At 73.3% G+C, this 430-nt stretch carries 1 protein-coding gene; it reads left to right on the top strand.

Going from position 1 to position 430, the window contains the following annotated elements; translation table 11 throughout:
- Positions 1 to 209, top strand: a 209-nt coding sequence (locus tag KGA66_RS31310) for a hypothetical protein (protein ID WP_281416903.1), incomplete at its 5' end; no start/stop codon positions are given.
- Between the last annotated feature and the right edge of the window lie 221 nt (positions 210 to 430).

Here is a 430-nt window from a genome sequence, read left to right on the forward strand (position 1 = left end):
GGGTACGGGTGGGGGCGGCGGCAGCAGTTCTGGCGGTGGCGGCTATGGCGGCGGGGGAGCTGGCGGTAGCGGCGGCTACGGAAGCGGCGGTGGGAGTTACGGTGGCGGCTATGGCGGCGGGGGAGCCGGAGGTAGCGGCGGCTACGGAAGCGGCGGTGGCTATGGCGGCGGCGGCAACTCTGCTGGTGGTGGCGGCGGCTCGGACGTAAAGGTCCCCACCTACAACAACCCCGGCGGAGACACCTTCACGCAGGGCCTCGGCGGGGCTGGCGGGCCTGGTGGTGGTTACGGCAGCGGTGGAACATACGGCACGGGCGCGGGTGGTACATACGGTGGTGGTGCCGGTGGCTACGGCGGTACGACCGGGGCTGGTGGCGTTGAGGGTCTGCCGGGCGGCGGGCTTGGCGCGGGAGTCGGTGGTCTGCCGGGT

The sequence above is a fragment of the Actinocrinis puniceicyclus genome (genome assembly GCF_018283645.1).
Classification (GTDB): Bacteria; Actinomycetota; Actinomycetes; order Streptomycetales; family Catenulisporaceae; genus Actinocrinis; species Actinocrinis puniceicyclus.